The sequence below is a fragment of the Salinivibrio sp. IB574 genome (genome assembly GCF_001996205.1).
In the GTDB taxonomy this organism is placed as follows: Bacteria; Pseudomonadota; Gammaproteobacteria; order Enterobacterales; family Vibrionaceae; genus Salinivibrio; species Salinivibrio proteolyticus.
Genome location: NZ_MUFN01000001.1, coordinates 114,750 through 133,813, shown reverse-complemented (window position 1 = coordinate 133,813; position 19,064 = coordinate 114,750). Strand labels below are relative to the sequence as shown.

General features: G+C 50.0%; 18 protein-coding genes. 9 read left to right on the top strand and 9 right to left on the bottom strand.

The genetic code is table 11. The features are described 5' to 3' along the window. The first annotated feature begins 89 nt into the window (after positions 1–89). From sbcB to BZJ17_RS00565, 6 genes are all read left to right on the top strand, one after another. Positions 90–1,511 (top strand): exodeoxyribonuclease I, encoded by a 1,422-nt coding sequence (gene sbcB, locus BZJ17_RS00590; protein ID WP_077639467.1) that lies wholly within the window; start codon positions 90–92, stop codon positions 1,509–1,511. 199 nt (positions 1,512–1,710) lie between these two features. Next, on the top strand, positions 1,711–2,202 hold the full coding sequence (locus BZJ17_RS00585; protein ID WP_077455865.1) for a hypothetical protein: 492 nt from the start codon (positions 1,711–1,713) through the stop codon (positions 2,200–2,202). Positions 2,203–2,278: 76 nt separating this feature from the next. After that, complete coding sequence (locus tag BZJ17_RS00580) at positions 2,279–3,025, top strand: hypothetical protein (RefSeq protein ID WP_077639446.1); 747 nt, start codon at positions 2,279–2,281, stop codon at positions 3,023–3,025. Further along, entirely contained in the window at positions 2,997–3,794 is a 798-nt protein-coding gene (locus BZJ17_RS00575) for an ABC transporter substrate-binding protein (protein WP_198534049.1), read from the top strand. Before BZJ17_RS00580 ends, BZJ17_RS00575 begins: the two co-directional genes overlap by 29 nt. A gap of 182 nt (positions 3,795–3,976) precedes the next feature. Beyond that, complete coding sequence (gene cdd / locus BZJ17_RS00570; protein ID WP_077639445.1) at positions 3,977–4,873, top strand: cytidine deaminase; 897 nt, start codon at positions 3,977–3,979, stop codon at positions 4,871–4,873. 89 nt (positions 4,874–4,962) lie between these two features. Next, positions 4,963–5,862 (top strand): DMT family transporter, encoded by a 900-nt coding sequence (locus BZJ17_RS00565; protein WP_069587024.1) that lies wholly within the window; start codon positions 4,963–4,965, stop codon positions 5,860–5,862. Positions 5,863–5,903: 41 nt separating this feature from the next. Here the strand turns inward: BZJ17_RS00565 and BZJ17_RS00560 are convergent, their stop codons facing one another. Next, positions 5,904–6,521: a thiopurine S-methyltransferase gene (locus tag BZJ17_RS00560; protein WP_069587025.1), complete on the bottom strand. Its 618-nt coding sequence runs from the start codon at positions 6,519–6,521 to the stop codon at positions 5,904–5,906. Positions 6,522–6,778: 257 nt separating this feature from the next. Between BZJ17_RS00560 and BZJ17_RS00555 the strand changes: the two genes are divergently transcribed. Further along, entirely contained in the window at positions 6,779–7,192 is a 414-nt protein-coding gene (locus BZJ17_RS00555; protein WP_077639444.1) for a hypothetical protein, read from the top strand. A 17-nt stretch (positions 7,193–7,209) separates the two neighbouring features. Here the strand turns inward: BZJ17_RS00555 and BZJ17_RS00550 are convergent, their stop codons facing one another. Beyond that, entirely contained in the window at positions 7,210–7,617 is a 408-nt protein-coding gene (locus BZJ17_RS00550) for a hypothetical protein (RefSeq protein WP_069587029.1), read from the bottom strand. 301 nt (positions 7,618–7,918) lie between these two features. Then, positions 7,919–8,281 carry a MarR family transcriptional regulator gene (locus BZJ17_RS00545; protein WP_077639443.1) on the bottom strand — a complete coding sequence of 121 codons (363 nt, stop codon included), beginning with the start codon at positions 8,279–8,281 and terminating at the stop codon, positions 7,919–7,921. 316 nt (positions 8,282–8,597) lie between these two features. Between BZJ17_RS00545 and BZJ17_RS00540 the strand changes: the two genes are divergently transcribed. Beyond that, a complete protein-coding gene (locus BZJ17_RS00540; RefSeq protein WP_069587033.1) occupies positions 8,598–9,281 on the top strand; it encodes a DUF2982 domain-containing protein in 684 nt (227 codons plus the stop codon). 32 nt (positions 9,282–9,313) lie between these two features. Here BZJ17_RS00540 and BZJ17_RS00535 read toward each other — a convergent pair whose 3' ends face one another. Beyond that, the gene (locus tag BZJ17_RS00535) at positions 9,314–9,958 is read right to left on the bottom strand and encodes an MBL fold metallo-hydrolase (protein WP_077639442.1); all 645 of its coding nucleotides are present in this window, start codon (positions 9,956–9,958) and stop codon (positions 9,314–9,316) included. A gap of 313 nt (positions 9,959–10,271) precedes the next feature. On the opposite strand from BZJ17_RS00535, the gene BZJ17_RS00530 reads away from it, so the two are divergent. Further along, complete coding sequence (locus BZJ17_RS00530; RefSeq protein ID WP_077639441.1) at positions 10,272–12,005, top strand: lysophospholipid acyltransferase family protein; 1,734 nt, start codon at positions 10,272–10,274, stop codon at positions 12,003–12,005. Positions 12,006–12,095: 90 nt separating this feature from the next. On the opposite strand, the gene BZJ17_RS00525 is transcribed toward BZJ17_RS00530, so the two are convergent. The 5 genes from BZJ17_RS00525 to BZJ17_RS00505 form a co-directional block, all read right to left on the bottom strand. Further along, a complete protein-coding gene (locus tag BZJ17_RS00525; protein ID WP_077639440.1) occupies positions 12,096–13,802 on the bottom strand; it encodes a L,D-transpeptidase family protein in 1,707 nt (568 codons plus the stop codon). A gap of 151 nt (positions 13,803–13,953) precedes the next feature. Further along, a complete protein-coding gene (locus BZJ17_RS00520; RefSeq protein ID WP_077639439.1) occupies positions 13,954–15,051 on the bottom strand; it encodes a DUF1513 domain-containing protein in 1,098 nt (365 codons plus the stop codon). Continuing rightward, a complete protein-coding gene (locus tag BZJ17_RS00515; RefSeq protein ID WP_077639438.1) occupies positions 15,041–16,054 on the bottom strand; it encodes an imelysin family protein in 1,014 nt (337 codons plus the stop codon). The genes BZJ17_RS00520 and BZJ17_RS00515 overlap by 11 nt, the downstream gene beginning before the upstream one ends. 36 nt (positions 16,055–16,090) lie before the next feature. Then, the gene (locus BZJ17_RS00510) at positions 16,091–17,488 is read right to left on the bottom strand and encodes a di-heme oxidoredictase family protein (RefSeq protein WP_077639437.1); all 1,398 of its coding nucleotides are present in this window, start codon (positions 17,486–17,488) and stop codon (positions 16,091–16,093) included. A gap of 58 nt (positions 17,489–17,546) precedes the next feature. Next, entirely contained in the window at positions 17,547–18,803 is a 1,257-nt protein-coding gene (locus BZJ17_RS00505) for an imelysin family protein (RefSeq protein ID WP_077639436.1), read from the bottom strand. Positions 18,804–19,064 lie beyond the last annotated feature (261 nt).

Sequence of the window (19,064 nt, the reverse complement as noted above, 5' to 3'; positions counted from 1 at the left end):
TGGTGATCCGCGATGCCAATGTTACCATGTGCGGTCTAATGCAGGTGGTTGAGCCTGCTTTCTTTTCTTTGATCAGATTGGATGCGATTGTGACCGACACCGCCCAGCCAACGTTTTTTATCTACGACTTTGAGACCTTTGGCACCCACCCGGGTAAAGACCGCCCTTGTCAGTTTGCCGGCGTGCGCACTGATAGCGACTTCAACGTTATTGGCGAGCCCTTAGTGCTGTTTTGTCAGCCTCCGAATGATTATTTGCCCGCACCAGAAGCCTGCTTAATCACCGGGATCACACCACAGTTAGCGGTGAAAAAAGGCTTACCTGAGCCCGAATTTATCGCCCGTATCCATGAGACGCTCTCTCAGCCAAATACCTGTGTCTTCGGATATAACAATGTACGCTTTGATGATGAGGTGACCCGCTACACGTTGTACCGTAACTTTTATGACCCGTACGGTTGGAGTTGGCAAAACGGAAATTCACGGTGGGATTTACTCGATGTGATGCGCGCTTGCTATGCGTTGCGCCCCGAGGGTATTGAGTGGCCGCATGATGAAAATGGCAAGCCAAGCTTTAAGCTGGAAAAACTCTCGGTTGCCAACGGCATTGAGCACAGTAATGCGCATGATGCTATGGCGGATGTATACGCCACCATTGAGCTGGCCAAAAAAGTAAAAGCTGCGCAACCGCGTTTATTCAATTATTTGCTGACCCATCGCCATAAAAACAAAATCAAAACCCTGATTGATGTGGTGAATATGACCCCACTGGTTCATGTCTCGGGTATGTTTGGCACCGAGCGAAGCAACACCAGTTGGATCGTGCCGGTTGCTTGGCATCCTGAAAATCCCAATGCGGTGATCACCATTGATTTGGCGCGAGACCCAGCACCGCTTTTTGAGCTTGATGTCGATGCGCTGCGCGAGCGTTTGTATACGCCTCATCATGCACTCGCGGAGGATGAATTACCGGCACCACTGAAACTCGTGCACATCAACAAATGCCCGGTCTTAGCTGATGCCAAAACCCTACGTCCGGAAGATGCTGCGCGCTTAGGGGTGGATCGCGAAGCCTGCTTGCGTCATCTAAAAGCGCTCAAAGGCGCACCAGAGCTGAGAGAAAAGCTGGTTGCCGTCTTTGCCGAATCAAAACCCTTTGACGATCAGGACGTCGATAGTGCCCTATATGCAGGCTTTTTCTCGAAAAGTGATCAAAGTGCGATGGAAATTATTCGAGCGCGCGATCCTGAAAACCTTGCCGCGCTCGATTTGAGCGTTGACGACTGGCGCATAAAGCCGCTGCTGTTCCGCTATCGCGCGCGTAATTATCCGTGGACACTGACTGACGCTGAGCAGCAAAAGTGGTTTATGCACCGTCGCGACTATTTCGAGGCCCACTTGCCTGCATACATGGAAAACTTACAGCAATTGGTCGATGCTCACCAAGACGATGAACACCAGCTGAAGATCCTCAAAGCGGTGTACCATTATGTGGAATCCTTGGTCAGTTAATTTTGCTTCCCTTGCCGTGGTATCATCGGAGCCGCTGGCAAGGGAAAGCCTACTATCTTTCTGATAGATAATCGCTTTTCAAAATTTCCTCACACGCTGTCCAACTTCGTCTACCAAAAAAAACGTCCATATTCTAGTTGCAGAACCGTGATTTGAGTCCACACTTTTAAAAAGAGTATCGTGTGGAGTGGGCTCAATTATGACAACCAAAGTGAATACGCGCTGTTATCGATTTGCGGATGTTGATTTCGAACCAGAAAGCAGAACCTTATATTGGACCGACCAAACCATCACGGTACTGTCCTACGAAGAGTCACGCATGCTAGAAATGCTTTGCTACTACGCGGGAGAAGTGCTATCCAGCCGCACGCTATTTAAGCAAGTTGCATTACCGGATAGCTCGTTTGCGCAGCACCAAAGTGTGGTGACGTCTTTAATGGCAAAGTCCTATCGTAACGGCAAAAAGTGCTTGCCCTTTGAAGTGGTAGGCGAGTTTGGCTACCGCGTTGCCTTGCCCCAACAAACCTTGTCGCATCGACCCGCACCGAGAACGCAGCCACAAGCCGATGAGCCACCATCGCTCGCCAAGCCAGATGATTTACAAGCGGCAGACTTTAGTATCACCAAACCACTGATTGTGTTACTTAGCGCTGCAACCGTGATTATTGGAATAACAGCATTACTCACATAAGCCGATCAGTCGATGTAAATAACATGCTTGGGTAAACCCGAACAGCCCAGAGCCAGTTTGTTGTATGGAGGGGCCTATGCTCACGAAATCAGTATCATTGGTTGTTGTCACGCTAGTCGCCATGTTGATCAGTCTCTCAGCATTGGCTCAACAGGAAGCGAACCGCACGATAACCTTGCACATGGGAGAAATTCCGGGACTGATTAATTTTGATGGCTCCGGCGCCTTTGTCGATTTTGCTCGTTATCTCGACGCCCAAGATCCGAGTACAGACATCACGATCAGCATTTATCCAATTTTTCGCGCGATCAACAATATCTCTCGAGGCCAAGCCGATATCGCGCTCCCTGCTATTCGTCCATTAAAAGAAGATATCAGTGATCTACCCTTTGCCTTTAGCACCGTCTCTTTTGGCGTTGTTCCGCACGTGCTCTATACCCATAAATCTAAGCCACTGAATGCAACGCTGCTAAAAGCCAATCCAGATGGTTACATTATTGAATCCATTCCTCATGACTTTGATTTTGAAGTGGTCCGCTCTCACAGCATACGCCAGTCACTTAAACGGCTGCATAATGGCAGGATAGATGCCTTTATTTGGGCGCAAACCGAAGCCGACCAAGTGTTGAGAGAGCTTGGCTATACCGATATTAAGCGCGAGTTATTCGCGGATATGGAAGATGTCTTTATGATCCCGAAAGGTGAAGCGGGAGAAGAGATCGATGCCTACCTAACCCAATTGCTCACACCTCTCATCGAAAGCGGTGAGCTAGAGCAGCAACACAGGAAAATTCATGCTCCCTATGATGATTGGCAACCTTAATATGCCGATCCAAGCAGGACGAGTCGGCGCGCTGCTCAGCGCGTTAGTGCTTTTCTTGATAGGGCCGTCACCGATACAGGCGCAGCCATCGAACAGTGACGCCCCTCCACACACATTGGTGATCCACATGGGGGAACTGCCGGGACTGATAAACCTTGACGGGTCAGGGCCGTTCGTGGATTTTGTACGCTTTCTCGATGACCAAGATCCGAACACACAAATCGAAATCACCGTATTTCCCATTCATCGCGCGATTAATGGTATCGTACAAGGCAGTGCCGATTTAATGCTGCCCGCCGTGCGCCCAACGAAAACAGTCACCGATTTGCCCTTTGCATTTAGCAGTGAGTCGTTTGGCGATGTCACCCATGTTTTATATACCCATAAGAATAATCCCCTCCCCGTTGATGTCCTATGGGCTAATCCGAGACCTTATACGATTGAGGCAGTGCCTTACTACATGCCGTTTAAAGTCGAACGTTCGCACGGCATAGAACAATCCTTGCGCCGTCTCGCCGCTGGCCGCATTGATGGGTTTGTTTGGGCACAAGAAGAAGCCGATATGATGCTCAAGCAGTTAGGGCTAACCAATATTCGCCGCGCACATTTTGCTGATTTTCAAGATGTATTTGTGATCCCCAAAGGAAAGAAAGGTCAGGCCATTGATGCCTACCTCACCGCGTTGATCACTCGCCTGCGTGACAGTGGCGCATTAGCGCGTGAGTATTATAAAGTTCATCGCCCCTACGTGGACTGGCAACCGGAATAGCAAGCTTCGTGACTGTATTTAAAAGCAATCATAGTGACTGTATTTACAGGCTTAAAAATTTTGACGTCACTCTAAGTTTGAGCAACAAGATCATATTTGCATTGTATGCGTGATGTTACTCACACATTTATCAAGATCGCTTCTCTACACTGATAGGCCGTTAACCATTTAGAAGTGATGCTATGCGAACCGCACTCATTGACGCACTGACACAATTGCCAGACTCACTACAGAGCACCGTCTCGGAATGGCTTCACGCATCGGCGTTTGATGCGACCTTTACGCCCGCGCAAGTGGCAGATATGGAAGCCGCGAGTGGTCTGTCTGGCGCGGCATTGCGCCTTGCTTTACTCCCGCTGGCCGCAGCCTATGCTGTGACAGCCATTTCTCGTTTCAATGTTGGGGCGATAGTCAGAGGAGAAGATGGCACGTTATACCTAGGTGCAAATATCGAACTGACTGGCGTTCAACTCGGACAAACCGTGCATGCAGAGCAATCTGCGATCAGCCACGCATGGACCAAAGGGGCGACGCGCTTAACCGACATCACCATTAATTACAGTCCTTGCGGCCATTGTCGCCAGTTTATGAACGAGTTAAATGGTGCTGAGGACTTAGTGATTCAACTGCCTAAATCGGACGCTAAATCACTGCACACTTATCTTCCCGAAGCATTTGGCCCTGCCGACCTAGGTATTGAAGCGCGACTGCTTGCCGACCAAACGCAAGGCTTAACGGCGGACGATATTGACGATCCTCTGCTTAAACAAGCCGTTGAAGCGGCGAACATTAGCCATGCACCTTATTCGGGCAACTACAGCGGTGTCGCGATTGAAACAAGCGATGGCCGTGTATTTAAAGGAATGTATGCCGAGAATGCGGCCTTTAATCCGAGTTTGCCTCCGCTTCAAGTTGCTTTAATTGCCGCCAATATGGCGGGCTACTCGTGGGATCAGATTGCCTCTGTGGCATTAGCCGAAGTGGTGAACAGTACCGTGAGCCATCTGGCCGATACCCAAGCGAGCTTGGATGCCATTAATCCCGACATTCCCTTGTTATATGCAGGGTTAAGAGCTTAATACAAAACATCAGGCCGCATTGATTTCTAGTCGCTCTGCGGCCTGTTTTACGCTACTATCCGAGCATCTTTTTTCGGATAACCACAGCGATGAAACAAATTCATAATCCCATCCAAGGTGCTGCCTGGATGTTGATCGCCGGCCTCTGTTTTGCGCTGGTTAATAGCCTCTCACAATACGTCAGTTTTAAACTCGGCTTGCCGTCAACCACCGTTGCCTTTATTCAATATGCGATCGCACTGGTTGCCATGATCCCGTGGCTGAAACAGCTGGGTGTACGCCACGCATTAAAAACAGAACATTTAGGAAAACACTGTCTGCGCGTGTTTATCTCGGTGATTGGCATTCAACTGTGGCTGTGGGCCCTCGCCTACCCTGTACCGATTTGGCAAGGTATTGCTCTACTGATGACTTCTCCCTTATTTGCCACCATCGGTTCTGGGTTATTTTTACGAGAACGTGTCGGTATCGCTCGCAGCTTAGCAACCCTCGCGGGTTTCTGTGGTGCGATGATTATCTTGGAGCCTTGGTCAGAAGGATTTACGTGGGCCACCTTATTGCCTGTCGGCGCTGCGTTTTTTTGGGCCACCTATTCGCTGATGGTCAAACGTTTATCCGCCTATGATCCGCCAACAACTATGGTGGTCTACCTGTTGCTATTGATCACGCCTTTTAATTTGGTGCTTGCCGTACCGGATTGGACGCTACCAGCAAGTGCGACAGCATGGTGGATGCTGATCGGTGCTGGCCTGCTCACCGCCTTAGCCCAATGGGCCATCGCCAAGGCCTATGCCGTTGCAGATGCTTCATTTGTTCAGCCGTTTGATCACGCCAAATTGCCGTTAAATGTGTTATTTGGCTGGTTAGTCTTTAGCTGGGTTCCACCCGGTCGATTATGGCTAGGGGCCGGCATTATTATCGCCGCCGTGTTCTTTATCACGCACTGGGAATCCCGTCAGTATCACGCCACCAAAGCCAAACCAGCGTAACGCACTCGATAGAAAAAGGGCCTGATGGCCCTTTTTTATCATTATTCAGCGGCTTGAATCAGCCAGACTTGCTCCCCTCGCTCACCACAGGGTTCGGTACAGGTATCGAGCAAGGTCACTTTCATACCTTGATAGGTCTGTCTAACCAGCTGTTCATCCATAGAGAATGGCGGATGATCATCACTTTGTGGATAAAACAGAGTGACAAGCAACATGCGACCACCTGGGGCTAGTAAGGAAGTGACGCGATCAACATACTGCTGACGCATCGATGGTGGCATTGCCACTAACGCCGCCCGATCATAAATTAACGGTGCCGGCTGCAAACGCGCAGTAAAGAAATCACCACTGATCAACTCTAATTCGTCAAAGCAATAATGCGTGTGTCCAGAAGGTGCCGTATACACTTGCGGTGTGTAAAGGTTTTCAGAGAAAAAAGCGCGTACCGCGATATCACTAAGCTCTACCCCAACCACACGCTCATGACGCTCGGCTAGCCAATTCAAATCGATAGACTTACCACACAACGGAACCAGCACTTCCTCGTCCAAACGCGGGTTTAGTGCAGACCAATACGCCATCAACATGGGGTGTACGCTATCGCGATGAAAGCCAATTTGATTTTCGGCCCAACGTTGATGCCAAAACTCTTGCTCCATGCTCTCTCCGACTCAATTTAAAACTCCTTGATTATATCTGAATTCCCTGATGATGCAGAGAGGTGGCCAATACCTCGCCCCTACAAAACAGTGTCGTTTTGTTCACGAACGCTCCTTGTTCGACTATCGCCTTTCCGATCACAACACGATAGAGATAACGATCCTGATCACAAATTAATCATCAGGCAACTTGCCAACGATCAGATTTAATAATACTGTTCTTTTATACAGTATTGATCATATATACAGGTATTCGCATGTACACGACATCATCTCTTACCAATATTACGCCCGTACATCACGCAACCAATACCGCGCCGTTAACACACACCGCCACATATGCGATGCAAGATGCACGACAAACTCATTGGCAAGCGATGATGCGAGCATTAGCGCTCAAGGCACGACAGCCCAAATGGATCACTGTCATCAATCCACCGCGTACATTTACGGCCAAACATCTTCAGCAATGGGGAATTCATCCTGATCAAGTGAGAGTGATCCGCAGCCGCAACGGTTACGATGACTGCGCACTCGTGGAAGGTGCTGTGAAAGCGAATACCTCTTGCGCTGTGTTGGCCTTTTCACCGCAAGCCGAGAAAATCACTCACTATGAAACAGGGACACAGTGGGTGGCGTTTGTAAATCCAGCCGTGTTGCACTGCCATTGAAGCAATTCGTCGAGACGTTAAACAGAAGGAAAAGTGAGGCGTACCCACTCACGATTTTCGTTGCTGTACTCCAACAGTGCACCCGTTTGGTCGCTAATTGCCTCCATTTGACGGTAGTCCAGCGCATAAGGCATCAAAATAGTTAGCTCGCGAATACTTTGTTGCTGAGCCAATTTGGCAAGGCGTACTAAGTTAACCGTATCTGTATTGCGAAATGAGAGTACCTGCGCCGCTTGCTGATGCAGACGATCTTGAGCGGTCAATGCCTGTTGGGCGTGATGCTCAAGCACCGTATTAAATGCAGGCAACAAACTGCGAAATATGTCGACAAACGTCCAGTTAGGCTGTTGTTCTTCGCATAGAAAATGGGTGTAGTCGAAAACGACTTCAGTCGGTGTTTTCAGCTGGGTAGACAGCGCTTCCATGGCTTTTACCTCCAGACAAAGAGAGAAAACTGACGTCCCTCTACTATATGCAGTTTTAAACAGATGTCTGGAAGATCATACAGTATTTTGCGTCTGATCAAGCTTTAATCACGCGAATGCGTAATAATGACAAGATTTTTTAACAATAAAAGAACAACTCAATGAAAAATCACTGCATTATTCACGTTGTTGCCACATGAAAATAAGAAAAGCGTATAAAGAAGGTCGGTAGAGTGAGTAACCCGCTTAAACGCTAATGGTATCGATGCCATCAGCAGCTTAAGCGGGCCAGCAAATGCGATTAACAGGCTTTATAGATAACCTTGTTAGATGCCACTTGCACACGCTCCACCACACCCTCTTCGGTGAGTTTTTTCAGCGCGCCTGTCGCCCAAGAGGCGGCTTTGCTATCTTCTTGACCGGCAGCCAAACCGATGCCTTTAGGATTAATCCCTTCTGGGTTGGCTTGTACAATATCAAGCACCTGTTGTTGCTTTGGCGTGAGTGACACTGAGATGCTTGCAGCAGCTGCTGGCGCGGCGGCAGGTGCAGGCTTTGCTGCGGCAACTGGCTGAGTTTTAACTGGACGCTGACGTGCTGGCGACGTTGCCTTTACACGCTTGTTCAGTTTGAATTGTACCTTACGCTTGTGAGAGATTTTCATTCAATCATCCTACTCCGATGCACTACGTTCAGAGCCTCTGAATGCAGCGGGTGAAAAACAAAGCGCGTTTTATACCAAATTTTGACGCTCTTTTGTAGGTAAGTGTGCCCGAGTGCGCGTAAAGATCGTGATATTCCGCGACAAATGTTTACCAATCCAGTGTTTTTTAGGCAAACTAATCAGACACTTTCCTCGTATACTGATTAAAAGAAGAGATGTTTTCGACTCGAGACAGAGTGTCGCCCGTTGGCACATCCACCCGCAAAGTGGACCGCCGACATCGCTGGTTTTTTACCCACAGGTTGCACGTAGGATCATGGACGCGCTAAAAACGGTTAAAATCTATCCTCCGCAATTTGAAGCCGCTCGGTGGAGTATGCTCGCAGCCATGGCGGTTGCATTCGGGTTAGTTTGTTTTTTTCTGATCCAACCCACCTTGTCATTCGGCCAAGGCGTACTGGGATTAATCGCCATTATCGCCATTTTTTTCACCATCAATAAGTTGCTACAGCGCGTACAACTCTCCTTTTCCCTCTCTTTTATGCACCTACAGCATCATAGTTTTCGCGGGGGGTGGGCACTAAAGTGGAAAAATATCGCAGCTATCGGTATTCCACAGGTTTATCGGCAAGAGGGGATCAGTGAGCCTCTCCCCTGGGTGGGGATTAAAATCAAGCACTATGACGCTCTCCTCGAGGGGATCAGCCTGCGCATGGTCACGCATATCATTATGACTCAGCGCGCCCTGTTAATTACCGCCTATCGCCGCGCCCCCAGTAAACCCAGTAAACCGCTTGAAGATATGATGTTTGACGATACGCCATATCGCGGTGAAAACGGTGTCCTATACAAAGGGCTGATGGCGATGCTCGCCAATCGCATGCGCTATACTCGCGAGCTTCTTGGCTATGACATTTTTGTCAGTGAAGATTTATTGGATAGGCCGTTGGAGGATTTTGTAGGCGTGACGCGACGCTATCTCGCCGCCGCCCAAGAGTGACAGCGACGAGCGCAGCTACCTATCGAACGGCGCTAAAACGCCCCGGTCAGGAAGGGGTTGGTTTGTCGCTCATGCCCCAGCGTGGACGTCGGGCCATGACCCGGAATGAAAGTCACATCGTCCCCCACCGGCAATAAGGTGTTTTTGATGGCATTGATCAAGGTTGCGTGATCTCCTTTCGGAAAATCAGTGCGGCCAATCCCTCCATTGAATAGCACATCGCCAACCCACGCTGTACGACCTTGCTCGTCCACAAAAACAATATGGCCTGGCGTGTGGCCCGGAGTAAATAATACCGATAATTGTCCTTCTCCAACCGTCACCGTATCGCCTTGTTCCAGCCATTGGTCTGGCTCAAACGGCTCGGCATGCGCAAAGCCAAACATCTGCGCCTGTGCAGGCAAGGCTTGCAGCCAAAATGCATCTTCTTTATGCGGCCCAATCACTGGAATATCTAACGCTTTGGCAAGCTCAATCGTTCCGCCCACATGATCAAGGTGGCCATGAGTCAGCAAAATTTTCGTTACGGTAACGTCAAGTGCATGAATCATTTGGCGCACTTTCGCAATATCACCACCCGGATCGACAACGGCAGCTTGCTTGGTTTTATCACACCAAATGATGGAGCAATTTTGTTGAAATGCCGTAACTGGCACAATCTCGTAATGCAACGCCATGAGAGATCCCTTTTATTCGCGAGGCCGTGTCACACACAACCGTCTCTGTCTACGCTAATGAATATGGGCCTCACTATGCCATGCTGTCATGAGTTTGCAACTGTGCTGCCAAGCCGTTGTCACCTTTCCTACCTAGCATTGATGCCTATACGGTGATGGTGACCCCCACCAACCATAGATAGCGGCTATTTTGTGATCTTTACCGCGTTATGTGCGATGAGTTCGCACTAAAGACGGTGAGGATGTAAGCAAATGTCGTTTTTAACGTCTAACCAAACAGTGCATGAGCACGGTTCTGGACGCAAGGTTGACTATGTTTGATGTTGATAAGGTATTAGCTTCGAATTACCCCAAACTGGAGCAACGCGCATGGCTTAAACGCCCCATGATTAAAACGTTGCGACGACTGTTACACGAGCAGGAGTTCCACGATTTCGCCCACCGTTACCCTCACCTACAAGGGTTTGAGTTTGTCGAGCAGGTACTGGATTACTTTAATTTCAGCTACCGCGTCAGTGATCGTGAAAAAGAGCGCATTCCTGAATCGGGGCGCGTGGTCATTATCGCCAACCATCCGATAGGATCGTTAGACGGCTTGGCATTGCTAAAAATGGTGCGTTCGGTACGTCCTGATGTAAAAGTGATCGCGAACGAGCTTCTTATGCAAATTACTCCTTTGCATTCGTGTCTGCTCCCTGTCAACAACATGGGCGGTCGCACCCCAAAAGAAAACCTCCAAAACATCAATCAATGGCTCGATAACGACGGCGCGCTAATTATTTTCCCGGCCGGTGAAGTGTCGCGCGTCGCCCCTTCTGGCATTAAAGATGGACCATGGCAACAAGGCTTTTTACGGATGGCGACCAAAGCTAAGGCCCCAATCCTTCCTATTCATGTTGACGGACGAAACTCTGCCACCTTTTATGGCGCGTCCATGGTGTACAAACCCTTGTCGACCTTACTCTTGGTAGAGGAAATGTTCCGCCAAGAGAATAAAACCATCGTCTTTACCATTGGTGAAATGATCCCACACCATAGCTACAGTCCCAGTGCCAATCTCCCGGTGAGAACACGGGTAAAGCTATTTCACAAACACCTCTACCGATTGGGAAAAGGTAAGCCCGGTTTATTCCCCACCGAAGCTGCAATTGCCGCTCCTGAACCGCGGTTAGATCTCAAGCGTGCGCTAGAAACCAGTGAAAAGCTGGGAGAAACCCCCGATGGTAAGTTGATCTTTCTCATCGACTATCAAGCCGACTCACCCATCATGCGAGAAATTGGGCGTTTACGCGAAGTCGCCTTTCGCGCTGTCGGAGAAGGGACGGGAGCTCGACGCGATCTCGATAAATTCGATCAGCATTATTGGCACCTTGTGCTCTGGGATCCGGTCGAGCTGGATATTGTCGGTGCGTATCGGCTGTGTGATACCCAAAAAACCGTGGCAGCTCAAGGAATAGAGGGGATCTACAGCGCCAGCTTGTTTGACTTTGAGCAAGGTATGCAACCTTTTCTTGCTCAGGGATTGGAACTGGGCCGCAGTTTTGTGCAGCCCAAGTATTGGGGCAAGCGCAGTCTCGACTATCTATGGCTTGGTATTGGTGCCCTGTTGGCCCAGCGTCCTCAGTATCGATATTTATTTGGCCCAGTGACTATCAGCAACGCCATGCCACAAGCGGCCAAAGAGTTGCTGATCTTTTTCTACCGTACCTATTTTGCCGGAGACAGTGATTACGCACGCTCTAAACGCCCCTACCGTTTGGCGGCCGCGAAAGAGAGTGAATTACTTGCCCATTTTAGTGGCGATGATTATCAGCGGGATCTCAAACAGCTCAAAATGCTGTTGGATCACCTTGGCGTCGGGATCCCGACTTTGTACAAGCAGTACAGTGAGTTATGCGAGCCTGGCGGCGTGCAGTTTTTAGATTTCGGCGTCGATCCTGACTTTGCCGACTGTATTGATGGTTTGGTCCTCGTTGATTTAACCAAGCTTAAAGCTAAACGCTATCAGCGCTATATCGCCCCTCATTTGGCCCATCAAACCGAATAGACCTCAGCGTTATGCAGCGGCGCGACACTCTCGTGCCGCTGACCCTCGTCGTCTTTGCAGAGACCGCCCGCTTTTGAATGCTTATTAGGACTACTGAGTATGTTCGTTTTGTTGTAGCGGTCGCTGCTGAGTCAAATAACTCGGCTCCCGCGTCGTGACATCTCGATTAGGTTTGGTGTCATAGGCGTAAACATCATCTCGAAATGCAACGCGCCCGTCTTCCGTCACCCACGCCGTTTGATATATGGTTTGTACGGCGAGTGGGCGACGCAAACTGATCCACTTGGTTTGCGTCGCATCCAGATAGGTTTGATAGTCGGTCAAACGTTGCCCTGACAAATCGAGCAGCACATTGGCCAGTTCCTCGGCATATTCCACCCGAATGCAGCCGGAGCTAAACGCGCGGCGTGATTTGCTAAACAAGCTGCGTGCCGGCGTATCGTGCAGATAAATCGCATTACGATTAGGGGTGTTAAATTTAAATCGTCCCAAGGCATTTAGCTTGCCCGGCGCTTGCTGCAAGCGATAAGGAAACCCATCAACCCGCACTTGCTGCCAGTCAATCGTGGTTGGATCGATGCTTTGATCGCTGTGCCAATCAGGCAGAATTCGATAATGGTTTTGGCTCAGGTAAGACTCATCGCGCGCTAACTTTGGCAAAATATCCCGTCGCACAATACTTTGCGGCACATTCCAGCTGGGGTTAAGCACCACCGAATCAAGCCGAGACGAAAACAATGGTGTACGGCGCGATGTGCGTCCAACCACGACCTTACTTTCAAACACACTTTGATCATCAAACCATAAGGTCATCCGGTAATCGGGAATATTGACCACAATACGATTCGGCTGATTATCCGGCCATAGGCGAAGCCGCTCAGCATTGAGCGCGAGCAATCGAATGCGGTCTTGCGCATCACGATTTAGCCATCGTGCCGTCGATGGACCAATGATGCCATCCACCGTCAGTCCATGTTGCCCTTGGAATTCGCGCACGGCCTCCAACAAGTCACCGCCATAACGAACGCTGTGCCCATCAATCGCTCGCCGCAGATTTTCTACCAAATTCAACGCAAAGGTTGTCGCTACCGCCTCATTGGGTCTGACTAATCCGTTTAATGCCACCGTTGGCCAAAGTTGGTTCGCATCTTGTTGTAGCCGGATAATTTCGGTCACTAACGCGCGATATTGCTGATTAGCTGGGCGACGATGGTATAAAAAGGCGTAAAGCGTATGGTCTAACCCAGCCTGAAATACCTGTTCCCGGACGGGCAAAGCAGGCGCCGGAAGTGGCGCGCGATGTTGAGCGCCAAAAAACCATTGTTTTCCTTTCTGGGGAATAGCGGCCTGATAGCTGAGGAGTGCATAGAGGGTATCGGTCGCAAACACATCGTATGCCAAATCTTGGCCTTGCTCGCGAAGCTGGCGTAATTGCCATGCTCGCCATTCAAACTCGGGGCTGATCCCAGCAAGTGAAATGACGTTCACTTGTGTTTCGAGTTCATAGCGCGCATCGTCTCGCTCCCACAGCAAAACGAATCCGTGTTCCAGATAGTCGCGGGTGAGTAGATCAGGATAGGCGAGCACAGTGGCATCCGGCGCGGCCGCTTGCAGCCAATCTCGGGCATGCTGATAGGCGCGTTTATGATGCTCATCGGCTGACAAAGACTGTCCGGCTGATTCGGTCAAAAACCGCACACTGCTACTGCTGTTAGGCGATGCCGCATGGACAGGCGACAAAATTAAGCTGAATACAATCAGAAGGTTAGCCAAATAGGCGTCCGGCCTTATTTTCATACACACCTCCTACTCCATGCTTTAATTATGGCAAAATTTCGCCTGACAGAAGCAAAATGATAGTCTGATTTTGATCGCTTTGCGGCAGGAATATGGCACAAAAAACGGCAGCAAAACGATGCTGCCGATATTTGATTTTACCCGAGAAAGATTACACCAGTGTTATCCAGTGGTTATCCCAACGCACCGGTGTCATATGATAATCCGGCGTGTGTGCGGTATTCAGCGTGACCATTTTGCCTCCTCCAGAGCTGAGGTTGATCACATCGCCATCGCGACTCGCTCCGGACGCATCGACCAACGGGTGAAGACCGATCATCTCGCCACTGTCGAGTGACCAGATGCCATAACAATTTCCTCGCGGAGAGGTCGCCACAATCCAACCATTTAAGGTCGCAATACTGGCAACGTAATTGTTAAATCGCGCCCACTGCTCTGGTTCTGCAGTGAGCTGTCGCATGGGCTCGCCCCGGCGATGGATCGCTACCAACGGAGCATTATCGTCACCGTGATACTGTTGGCCGGTGGCCACATAACCATCATGAGACACCATAAGATGCCGAATGCTGAGCTTTTTATTGGCCAACTCGGCACGCTCAACAACGTCACCACTGGCAATGTCGAGGTAGACTAACGCAGGCTGCATCTCGTTGATGTTCAATACGGTGCGGCCATCCGTGTGCATACCGCCAACCCCTACCACCAGCGTTTGCGCATCGTACAGGGCTACTTCATGAGGGCCGATACCAAAACCACTGATCTCACGCACCTTGCTCACTTGACCGTCGGATGACAAGCGATACACACCAATCACGCCTTCACTGGTTTGGCGTTTTCCTTCTGTGGTATACAACCATTGGCCATCGTCAGAGATAGCACCGTGGCCATAGAAATAACGATCCGGCTCGGCATCAACTTGTGACAAGGTCACTCCACGTTGATAATCAAAAACCTGCATGAAATCACCGGGACGACGCGCAAACGCCACGGCCAAACTGCCTACGTGACGACGCTGGGCTGCGACACCATGACCACGATCTGGTAACGGCAGACGAAACAGCGGCTGGCCGGAATCATCAGCGCCCACCACCGCGTAAGCGCCATCCGTGCTCAAGGCACAGCCCAGCAAGGTGCAGGCCTTTTGCGATTCTTTTTCGCTACAGCCTGTCACTAAGCTAACGACGGAAGGAAGCGCCGCGCCCATTAAGGCCGCTTTAAGCAAACGGCGACGTTTAAGACTAGTCTCCATCGGTGGCATTAAACCCTACAACGATACCCAAATCTTGCGCGACCTGCCCATTTAGCACTAACTTGAGGTATTCCAAGTTATTGTACACCGTAAGCATATCGCGATACCCGTCAACGCTATTAAGCCGCTCAAACAGCGGCACACCGTCCGTCGGCACACTGTCATAGGCAAGCTGCCAATGCTCGCTAACACGATCTGCAACCTTTTCAAAACCACGCTCGCGCAGTGCCTGCTCAATGCCACCATCAGCATGATACATCGCCTGCATCGCTTGAATACTCTCGCCTAATAGCGCTAACGAATGGCGAGAACGCCATGCTTCGCCTTGGTACGGGTTGGGAAAACCCGGCTTACCCAATGGGTTTGAAAGCTTCTTCATTACGTAATCTAACTGGTGGTTCAATGCACCAAGTTTTTCCGCCATCGCCATCGATGGGGGCATGCCCTGCCACGGATTTTGCTGCCAAGCCTCATTCAAGGCACTGGCAGTTTGCGATAATCGGCCACTCACCGCTTTCGCGAGCTGACATTGTTTGGCATCACGCATATCCGCTTGGGCGTCATAAAGCAGCCATTCCATTGCACCAACACCTTGGACCGCGACGCTTTGCTCGGCCAAATCATTCGCTTGCCATGTTTTATCCGCAGCAAGCAACGCATTAATTTTGCGTCCGGTGGTGTTTTTCTTATCCGGATAGAATTGAATGCGCCAACTTTGTGCGAGCGCTTGCTCCGATCCCTTTTCTACCCCTTGTAGCGGCATCCACGCCGCCATAGTGGTTTGCCATGCCGCACGAGCCTCTGCCAAAGTTGCGCGATCATCACATACCGCCGCTGTGGTTGAGGCAAGTTGCGCTGCCGTTTGTTTAAAATGCTCACTGCGTTGTTTTTGCAGCTGCCACAAGCCATGATTAGGCCCTGTCTCGGTTTGGGATAAACACCCCGTTAGCCATAGCGTGGCGCTCACAGAGAGCACCGCCACAGCATTGAGTCGAAAACGCATGCGATATGACTCCAATAATCGTGTTAGTTAATACCGTTATAATGAGCGTAAGAAAGCAACCAATGCATCACGCTCTGTTTTAGACATGCCTAGTACTGCCTGTTTGGCTGTCGCGGCTTCACCATCATGCCATAAAATCGCTTCCATCAGGGTACGCGCGCGTCCATCGTGAAGGTATGTTGCTTCTGGGCTAACTTCTTTGGTGTAGCCAATTCCCCAAAGCGGGGCAGTACGCCACTCTCGGCCATTGGCAATAAACTCGCCGCGGTGGTCGGCAAGCCCCTCTCCCATGTCATGCAAAAGCAAATCCGTATACGGATGAATGGTCTGCTCGCTCAATGCCGGTAAGTCAGGCCGCTTTTGGGTGGTAAAAGTCGGGACATGACATGCATGGCAGCCCGCTTCAACGAACAGCGCCTGTCCTTGTTTTACACTAGGATCTTCCATATTACGGCGCGCTGGCACGGCAAGATGGCGGGCATAAAAGGTAACAAACGAGAGAATATTGTCACTTACCTCCGGCGTTCCTCCATTTGGCATATCCTCACAAACGGATTGCGAAGACATGCAATTGTGATGCGGGAACATGGAGGTCGTGAGGCCGACATCACCGTTAAAGGCCGCTGCATTTTGTTGCTTAACAGTTGGCAAACCGGCTTTCCAGCCAAAGCGACCCAGTGCGGTACGCCCTTGTTCGACGTCCCAGACTTGGTTTGCCCGTCCTGAAATCCCATCGCCATTATCATCACTGGGGTCGGCCAGCGCGTAGATATCCTCTGCGGCAATCGACTCAAGCAGTCCCAGTCCAATCATGGGCGGCGCAATGCGTGCAGACATCTGCACATTCTCAGCCATAGGCCCGTAGTTTAAATCGGTGATCGCAATGTTAGGCTTGCGCAGTGTCACCGATTCTCCGTCTTCGAATGTGACCGTTACTGGCTGGTAGGAGAGTGTCACTTTTCCTTCTGGTTTGGCGCCCGGCAGCGCGAAGTCTTGTAACTGGCCACCGTAATTTGGCTCGGGAATATTGCCGTACTGGATCAGCTTTTGTTTTTCCGCGTCACTCAACGCCGGTACGCTTAGCCGCACTAACATCGAAACCGCGTTAATATCCCCCGCCTGGGGCGGATGACCACGACCATCTTTAATGTGACAGTTTTGGCAACCATTGGTATTGAATAAAGGTCCCAGTCCATCTCGCGCATCCGTAGATGCTGGCGAACTTACCCAAGGGTTACGAAAAAAACTATTGCCGACGCTAAAATCGATGCGCTCACTCATCGGTAGGTTAGCGGCTGGCTGTGAAAAGGCATTCTGCCCTTCTTTGATAACAGTGGTACTGCCACCCGAGGTGCGTTCAAATGCAAGGCTGGAAGGAAGGTACAACGCGCTTATACACGCTGCACTGAGATAAGCAATGACATAGGGCTTCATAGTGTATCCTGACAAAGCAAAAAGCCCCGCTGAACGGGGCTTGTCTTTCGCGGCTAAATTAGAATTGGTGATCCGCGGTATCTGGGTTGAGGTTATCAATACCAATCAGTTTGGCGGCACGTTCAATGTGCTTGGTTTGATCAACCAGCGCAAAAATTGATTGATTAACCAACGCATTACCCTCGGTGTTGCCCGCGGCAATCAACTGGTCAAAATGCACGTTGTTTTGCTCAGCCGACACAACCAAGGTTTTGACTTGTTGGTGGGCTTTGTCAAAGCTCGCTTTGATCTCTTTTGCCGCTTGTGGGTCTTTTTCCGCAACCAGATCCAAAATCGAAGGGCCAGACAGTTCACTACCATCCACACGCTGATAGGAGCCCGTCAGAACATTGTAAATCCCTTGCTCGTTGTAAAAGTGCGAGTTGTGTGTGTTGTCTGAGAAGCAATCATGCTCATCTTCAGTTGAGTTCGCTTCCAGTGCCACTTTCATGCGCTCACCGGCAAGCTCACCCAAAGACAGTGATCCCATACCAAACAGCATTTTACGCAAGCCATTTTCACTCGAGTCCGCCAGTAAGGTCGCACGATAGTTGTCTTTGTTTCCTTCCGCCCATTGGTCGCGCATCCACGCTAAATCATCGACCAACAGATCGGCCGCCGCTTTCAGATAGTCACGACGACGGTCGCAGTTTCCGTGCGTACACGCTTCACCGTAGGCAAAGTCGGTGTAAGGACGCTCACCGGCGCCTGCTTGGGTGCCATGTAAATCTTGTCCCCACAGCAAAAACTCAATCGCGTGATATCCAGACGCCACATTGGCTTCTGACCCACCCACTTCATTCAAACTTGCCAGCAAGTCAGGTGTGATCTCAGCAACGTCGAGCTTAGTGGCACCAATTTGAATGGACTGGTTAGCAATAATATTGGCCGTTGCGCCCGCATTACCTAATTCCGCTTGATATCCATCAGCAACATAATCAATCAGGCCTTCATCGAGTGGCCAAGCATTGAGTTGCCCTTCCCAATCGTCGACAATAGCGTTACCAAAACGGAAAACTTCCGATTGTTGGTAAGGTACACGCGCATCGAGCCATGCTTTTTTTGCTGCTTGAAGAGTTTGTTCAGAAGGTTTAGCAACAAACGCATCGATGGCCTGCTCTAACGCGATAGCTGTTGTGTGTGAATCAGCAAATACCGCATGAGCAACGTCAGCGTAATGCTCAACAACATCCTGCTGGGTCGCTGCCTGTGCACCTAAAGGTGCCGCAAAAAGGGAAAGCGCGATAAGATTACGCTTAAAAGGGGTCAGTTCCATAATACCTTTATCCTTCGCTAGTGAGATTCAAATGGTTATGAGAACCATTCTCTTTTATTGGCAAGCGATTTTAAGCAATGTGTAACTGAATGCAACAATCAATTTGCGTTATTTCTCTTTATGTGATCGACCCATTATGCTTAGTGTTGAATACAACGAGTTGCAACGCTGATCGGACCTGTTTGGCAGGAAAGTTTGTGACAAAGTAGTGCTTTTTGCACTGTGTCACTGAAAGAGCTAAAAATAACAATAAATTAGATT

Bases quoted from the DNA above. Each gene is read 5' to 3' on its own strand.
- BZJ17_RS00585 (WP_077455865.1), top strand. From the start codon at position 1,711: ATGACAACCAAAGTGAATACGCGCTGTTATCGATTTGCGGATGTTGAT.
- BZJ17_RS00580 (WP_077639446.1), top strand. From the start codon at position 2,279: ATGCTCACGAAATCAGTATCATTGGTTGTTGTCACGCTAGTCGCCATG.
- BZJ17_RS00575 (WP_198534049.1), top strand. From the start codon at position 2,997: ATGCTCCCTATGATGATTGGCAACCTTAATATGCCGATCCAAGCAGGA.
- cdd (WP_077639445.1), top strand. From the start codon at position 3,977: ATGCGAACCGCACTCATTGACGCACTGACACAATTGCCAGACTCACTA.
- BZJ17_RS00565 (WP_069587024.1), top strand. From the start codon at position 4,963: ATGAAACAAATTCATAATCCCATCCAAGGTGCTGCCTGGATGTTGATC.
- BZJ17_RS00560 (WP_069587025.1), bottom strand. From the start codon at position 6,521: ATGGAGCAAGAGTTTTGGCATCAACGTTGGGCCGAAAATCAAATTGGC.
- BZJ17_RS00555 (WP_077639444.1), top strand. From the start codon at position 6,779: ATGTACACGACATCATCTCTTACCAATATTACGCCCGTACATCACGCA.
- BZJ17_RS00550 (WP_069587029.1), bottom strand. From the start codon at position 7,617: ATGGAAGCGCTGTCTACCCAGCTGAAAACACCGACTGAAGTCGTTTTC.
- BZJ17_RS00545 (WP_077639443.1), bottom strand. From the start codon at position 8,281: ATGAAAATCTCTCACAAGCGTAAGGTACAATTCAAACTGAACAAGCGT.
- BZJ17_RS00540 (WP_069587033.1), top strand. From the start codon at position 8,598: ATGGACGCGCTAAAAACGGTTAAAATCTATCCTCCGCAATTTGAAGCC.
- BZJ17_RS00535 (WP_077639442.1), bottom strand. From the start codon at position 9,958: ATGGCGTTGCATTACGAGATTGTGCCAGTTACGGCATTTCAACAAAAT.
- BZJ17_RS00530 (WP_077639441.1), top strand. From the start codon at position 10,272: ATGTTTGATGTTGATAAGGTATTAGCTTCGAATTACCCCAAACTGGAG.
- BZJ17_RS00525 (WP_077639440.1), bottom strand. From the start codon at position 13,802: ATGAAAATAAGGCCGGACGCCTATTTGGCTAACCTTCTGATTGTATTC.
- BZJ17_RS00520 (WP_077639439.1), bottom strand. From the start codon at position 15,051: ATGGAGACTAGTCTTAAACGTCGCCGTTTGCTTAAAGCGGCCTTAATG.
- BZJ17_RS00515 (WP_077639438.1), bottom strand. From the start codon at position 16,054: ATGCGTTTTCGACTCAATGCTGTGGCGGTGCTCTCTGTGAGCGCCACG.
- BZJ17_RS00510 (WP_077639437.1), bottom strand. From the start codon at position 17,488: ATGAAGCCCTATGTCATTGCTTATCTCAGTGCAGCGTGTATAAGCGCG.
- BZJ17_RS00505 (WP_077639436.1), bottom strand. From the start codon at position 18,803: ATGGAACTGACCCCTTTTAAGCGTAATCTTATCGCGCTTTCCCTTTTT.